At 65.9% G+C, this 5,192-nt stretch carries 5 protein-coding genes and 1 pseudogene; 4 read left to right on the top strand and 2 right to left on the bottom strand.

Features of this window, described 5'->3' with window-relative positions:
• Together VL752_RS19965 and VL752_RS19960 are read left to right on the top strand one after the other, a co-directional pair.
• The coding region (locus VL752_RS19965; protein WP_325357997.1) for an amidase family protein at window positions 1-917 on the top strand (917 nt) is incomplete at its 5' end.
• A gap of 95 nt (window positions 918-1,012) precedes the next feature.
• Window positions 1,013-2,146: an acyltransferase family protein gene (locus VL752_RS19960; protein ID WP_325357995.1), complete on the top strand. Its 1,134-nt coding sequence runs from the start codon at window positions 1,013-1,015 to the stop codon at window positions 2,144-2,146.
• A gap of 15 nt (window positions 2,147-2,161) precedes the next feature.
• Here VL752_RS19960 and VL752_RS19955 read toward each other — a convergent pair whose 3' ends face one another.
• A complete protein-coding gene (locus tag VL752_RS19955) occupies window positions 2,162-3,022 on the bottom strand; it encodes a prephenate dehydratase (protein WP_325357993.1) in 861 nt (286 codons plus the stop codon).
• A 25-nt stretch (window positions 3,023-3,047) separates the two neighbouring features.
• The gene (locus VL752_RS19950; RefSeq protein ID WP_325357991.1) at window positions 3,048-3,785 is read right to left on the bottom strand and encodes a 3-deoxy-manno-octulosonate cytidylyltransferase; all 738 of its coding nucleotides are present in this window, start codon (window positions 3,783-3,785) and stop codon (window positions 3,048-3,050) included.
• Between the two features lie 274 nt (window positions 3,786-4,059).
• Here VL752_RS19950 and VL752_RS19945 point away from each other — a divergent pair, with 274 nt between their 5' ends.
• Entirely contained in the window at window positions 4,060-4,578 is a 519-nt protein-coding gene (locus VL752_RS19945) for a c-type cytochrome (RefSeq protein WP_325357989.1), read from the top strand.
• Window positions 4,579-4,757: 179 nt separating this feature from the next.
• Window positions 4,758-5,192, top strand: a pseudogene (locus VL752_RS19940) (ABC transporter substrate-binding protein); the annotation flags it as partial.

Below are 5,192 nucleotides of genomic sequence, written 5' to 3'. Positions count from 1 at the left end.
CCGGCAATGCCTGTGACCGCGCGCGCGTGCCGGGCGGCTCCTCCGCGGGCGCCGGCGTCGCGGCGGGCCTGGGCATCGGCGAGATCGCGATCGGCACCGACACCGGCGGGTCGGTCCGCATTCCGGCGGCGCTCAACGGCGTCGTGGGTTTCAAGCCGAGTGCTCCGCGCGTGCCACGGGAGGGTGCCTTTCCGCTCTCCTACACGCTCGATTCCATCGGCCCTTTGGCGCAGAGCGTCACCCTCTGCGCCATGGCCGATGCGGTGATGGCAGGCGAGGCCTGGGCCGGGCTTACCCCCGTGCCGCTCGCCGGCCGCAAGGTCGCGGTCGTCGAGGAATTCCTCGGCAATACTGAGCCCGAGGTGATGGCAGCCTTTGAGGACAGTCTGAAGCGCCTCGAAGCGGCGGGCATTCAGGTGACGCGCGCTGCCATCGGCGATCTGGTGTTGGACATGCGCGAGACCCTGGCCCAGGGCCCCATCGTGCCCGTGGAAGCGGCTGAGATTCACGCGTCCCATCTCGAGACCCGCCGCGCGGAATTCGACCCCCAGGTGCTCGGCCGCATCCTTCAGGGGCTGGATGTCCCCGCGCCGCGCTATCTCGCCTCGCTCCGCCGCCGCCGGCGGCTTGTCGACGCACTCGATGCGCGGTTGGCGGAGGGGCTGCTGCTCGCCATGCCGACCACGCCCATGGTCGCGCCCACGATCGCCGATGTCACCGACGCGGACGCCTTCCGCGCGATCAACGCGCTGATGCTGCGCAATACCAGCTTCGGCAATTTCTTCGACCTCTGCGGCATCTCCCTGCCCATGCCCAAGGCGGGGATGCCGGCGGGATTGATGCTCATGGGCGCCCACGGCACGGATGCGGCCTTGCTCTCCCTCAGCCTGACGATGGAGCCATTGCTCAAGCCTTGAAAGCAGCGCCCTTCCGGGCTGTATAAAGCAGGGTCTCTTGCGCCTTTCATAATTGTTGATTGACCCGACGCGCTTTGGTGGCACAGATCAGCCCAATGCGGCAGGAAAGCGTCCCCCTCACCTCGATCCGTGGCTTCGCGGCACTCTGGGTTGCCCTGCTGCATTTTCAGCTGGGCATGGCCGATGTCGGCTACAGCCTTTGGCCTGGCCTCTCCCATTATGGCTATGCCGGCGTCGACATCTTTTTCATCCTGAGCGGCTTCATCCTGGGGGCTGTCTATCGCGGCCTCGCCTGGCGGAATCTCGGCGCCTTCCTGACGCGCCGGGCCTTCCGCGTCTATCCCATGCATCTCGCGGTGCTCGGCGGCATGGTGCTGCTCTGGCTGGACGCTTATCTCCGCTTCGGCGTGCATAACGAGGCCCAGCAGCTCCGCTGGCTGCCGGTCTTCGCGCTGCTGCTGCAACCCTTCGTCTATCACCGGCTCATGTGGAATGCGGTTGCCTGGTCGATCTCGGTCGAACTGGTCTGCTACCTGCTCTTTCCGATCGCCATCATGGCGTTGCGCCATGCACGACTCTGGCTTCTGGTGCCGGTCATCCTCGGGCTTGGCGCCATCGAGCATCACCTGCAGATCTACGACCTCTATGTCTGGGGCGATGGGGCGGTGGCGCGCGGCCTCGTGGGCTTCGGCCTCGGCATGGCCCTCAGGCTCGCGAGCGAGCGCCTGCCCGTGCCCAGTGCCCGGCTGACGAGCCTCGGCGAACTCGTCGGCCTGGGCGGCATCGTCTTCTGCGCGAGCCAAAGCCCCTCGCTCGATTTCGGCCATTACATTCCGCATTTCGCGGCGTTGCTGATCCTCTGCCTGTCCTACGACAGCGGCATCGTGGCGCGCGGCCTGCACGCGCGCTGGTGCCTATGGCTCGGCCGCATCTCCTTCTCGCTCTACCTGATGCATGAGAATGTGATCGGCGTCGCCTGGATGCGGTTTCCCGCCTCACGCCTGCCCTTCAGCCATTACATGAACGGCCTGGTCTGGACGCTCGGCGTGCTCGCGGTCTGCCTCGTGCTTTCGACCGTGACCTGGCTGGTGATCGAGGAGCCCTTCCGCCGTATTGGCGGTCGCCTCGCCCGTTGGATGGAGCGGAACGACCCGGAGCGCGCTCGGCGAGCCCCGCGGCGGTCGACCGCGCTCTCGTCGGCCGGGAGCGAAAGCCCAGCGGCGGTCTGAGCCCCGGTTAGGGCCTCAGTCCGCAGCCGCCTTCTGGGCGAGACGGAAGGCGGCTGCGGGATAGACGCCAAGGACGCGGATTTCGCGCGAAAAGAAGGCAAGCTCCTCCAGCGCCCGGCGCAGCGCCGGCTGCTCAGGATGGCCCTCGACATCACAAAGGAACTGGGTCGCCGTGAACTGCCCGCCCACCATGTAGCTTTCCAGCTTGGTCATGTTGATGCCGTTGGTGGCGAAGCCGCCGAGCGCCTTGTACAGCGCGGCCGGGATATTGCGCACCTGAAAGACAAAGGTGGTGATTACATCCTTGTGGGCGCGTGACACCCACCTGGCCTTGCGCGAAAGCACGATGAACCGCGTTGTGTTGTGCTTCTCGTCCTCGATATTCCGCTTCAGGATCTTCAGCTTGTAGATTTTCGCCGCGAGCTCCGAGGCGATGGCCGCGCGGGTGATATCGCCCTCTTCGGCGATTTCCCGGGCGGAGCCGGCGGTGTCGGCGGCCGCCACCGACTTCAGATGCAGCTTGCGCAACGTGTTGCGGCACTGGCCGAGCGCCTGGATGTGGCTTTGCGCGGTCTTGACCGTCTTCAGCGTGGCGGCCTTCGGCGCCATCAGCTGGTGACGCACCGGCAGGAAGAACTCGGCGATGATATGTGTGCCGGAATTCGGCATCAGGTGATGGATATCGGCCACGCGTCCGGCGACCGAATTCTCGATCGGGATCATGGCAAGCTCCGCCCGGCGCGAGCGCAGCGCGGCGAAGACATCCTCGAAGGTAGGGCAGGGCAATGGCTCGTAGGCGCGATAGGCCTTGCGGCAGGCAAGGTCGGAATTGGCCCCCGGCTCCCCCTGGAAGGCAATTTTCTTCGTTTGTCTCATGGCCTTGTGGTTACGCGCTTCTGCTTCAACGAGTCAACGCAGCGCGGGCCTGCTCCAGCTCCTCGGCGGTGTCCACACCGAGCGGCACGCTTGAGACGATAGCGACATCGATGCGCATGCCGGCCTCCAGCGCACGCAGTTGCTCCAGCCGCTCGCGTTGCTCGAGCGGCGAGGGCGGCAGCTTCACGAAGCGCTCCAGCGCGGCGCGGCGATAAGCGTAGAGCCCGATGTGGTGATAGAGCGGCCCCTCGCCGGAAGGCGCGGTAGTGCGGGTGAAGTATAGCGCGCGCAGCCGGCCGGCCGAGACCGGCGAGCCCACGACTTTCACCACGTTCGGATTGGTGCGCTCTTCCGGCCGGGTGATCTCCGCCGCCAGCGTGGCGATATCCACGGCCGGATCGGCGAGCGGCTTGAGCACGGCGCGCAAATCTTGCGGCGACAGGGTCGGCAGGTCGCCCTGCACATTGATGATGATGCCGGCGCGGCCCTGCGGGTCGAGCTTGTTCAGCGCCTCGAAGATGCGGTCGGAGCCGGAGACATGGTCGGCCCTGGTCATCACCGCCTGGCCGCCGGCCTTTTCCACGGCCGTGGCGATCTCCGGCGAATCGGTTGCAACGGCGACCGGGCCAAGGGCGGCCTCCTGCGCCCGCCGCAGCACATGCACGATCATCGGCTGGCCGGCGATGTCCGCCAGGTGTTTGCCGGGCAGGCGGGTGGAGGCCATGCGGGCCGGAATGAGGATCAGGATATCGCTCTCGGCCATGGCCCTAGTGCCCGCTTCCGAAGTTCGTCATAACTCGCGGCCCCCTCGGACACGAACTTCGGAAGCAAAGGGGCACTAGCCGCCCCCGCTTGAGCCCGGTCAGGAATGCATTCTCGCCGGTTCCGGGCGTGCTTATACGGGTTGCCGGGGTGAGGCAAACCGGTTATCTCTGCGCCGCCGCGGGCTCATTTGGCTCGTGCCTCCCTTCCGCCTTCATTCCCCGCGGAGCCGATTGTCGATGGATTCCTTCGAACTCAACAAGATCCTGGGTGCGGTGCTCGGCACCTGCCTTTTTGTCCTGGCGCTGAACATCGGCGCCCATGCGCTGTTCTCCGCGCCCAAGCCGGAGAAGCAGGGTTACGCCATTGCCGCCGCCGAGCCGGAAGCGGGCAAGGGTGGCGCGGCGGAACTCCAGGCCGCGCCGGAGCCGATCGAAGCGCTGCTGCAGAAGGCCTCGGCCGAGCGCGGCGCCACCGTCGCCAAGCAATGCGGAGCCTGCCACAGTTTCGAGAAGAACGGTCCCAACAAGGTCGGTCCGGACCTTTATGGCGTTGTCGGCCGCAAACGCGCCGCGCACGAAGGTTTCAATTATTCGGCAGCGATGAAGGCCAAGGGCGGCGAGTGGACCTTCGACGAGCTCAACAAGTTCCTGCAGGGCCCGCAAAAGTACATTCCCGGCACTGCGATGTCTTTCGCGGGCCTGGCGCGCGACAGCCAGCGCGCCGACGTGATCGAATATCTGCGCACGCTGGCGGATAACCCGCAGCCGAAGCCTGCCGTGGCTGCGCAGTAAACGGGCATCACAATTTGTGCTACGACGGCCGGGCATTGCCCGGCCGTTTGCATTTTGGCGCGAAACACCTGCGCCGCCAGAGCGTTTCAATTCCGCGGGAGTTCGTTGGCGGATTTTCCAAAAACCGACATAATCCCTGAATTGCTAAGCCCCTGGGGGCTTTACTGCGGAGTATCACCTTGCGCCTGACCCGTCGTGCCCTCGTCCAAGCGGGCGTCCTTACCGCCGCGTCGCCGATGCTGAACGCGTTCAGCGGCCGGGGCGCCGTCGCACAAGGCGCCGCGCCCGCCGCGTCGCCGGCAGGAGAGCCCGCCTGGCGTCACGGGCTGTCACTGTTCGGCGACATCAAATATCCAGCCGGTTTCAAGCATTTCGATTACGTCAATCCGGCCGCGCCCAAGGGCGGCACGGTGCGGCTCGGGGTGAGCGGTCAGACCTTCGACAACTTCAACCGTGTCATCGCCGGTGTGAAAGGCAACCTGGCCGCGGGCGTGACCCTCCTACACGACACCTTGCTGGTCGAGGCCCTCGATGAAGTGTCGACCGAATACGGACTGTTGGCGGAGTCGGTGAACTATCCCGATGATTTCTCATGGGTGGTCTATCGTTTGCGC

The sequence above is a fragment of the Acidisoma sp. genome, from assembly GCF_035492295.1.
Lineage (GTDB): Bacteria > Pseudomonadota > Alphaproteobacteria > Acetobacterales > Acetobacteraceae > Acidisoma.
The sequence above is the reverse complement of the archived record's forward strand: the minus strand, read 5'-3'. Positions and strand labels throughout refer to the sequence as shown.

What these genes read in the sequence shown, in the direction of transcription:
- VL752_RS19960 (WP_325357995.1), top strand. Translation starts at nt 1,013, where the DNA reads ATGCGGCAGGAAAGCGTCCCCCTCACCTCGATCCGTGGCTTCGCGGCA.
- VL752_RS19955 (WP_325357993.1), bottom strand. Translation starts at nt 3,022, where the DNA reads ATGAGACAAACGAAGAAAATTGCCTTCCAGGGGGAGCCGGGGGCCAAT.
- VL752_RS19950 (WP_325357991.1), bottom strand. Translation starts at nt 3,785, where the DNA reads ATGGCCGAGAGCGATATCCTGATCCTCATTCCGGCCCGCATGGCCTCC.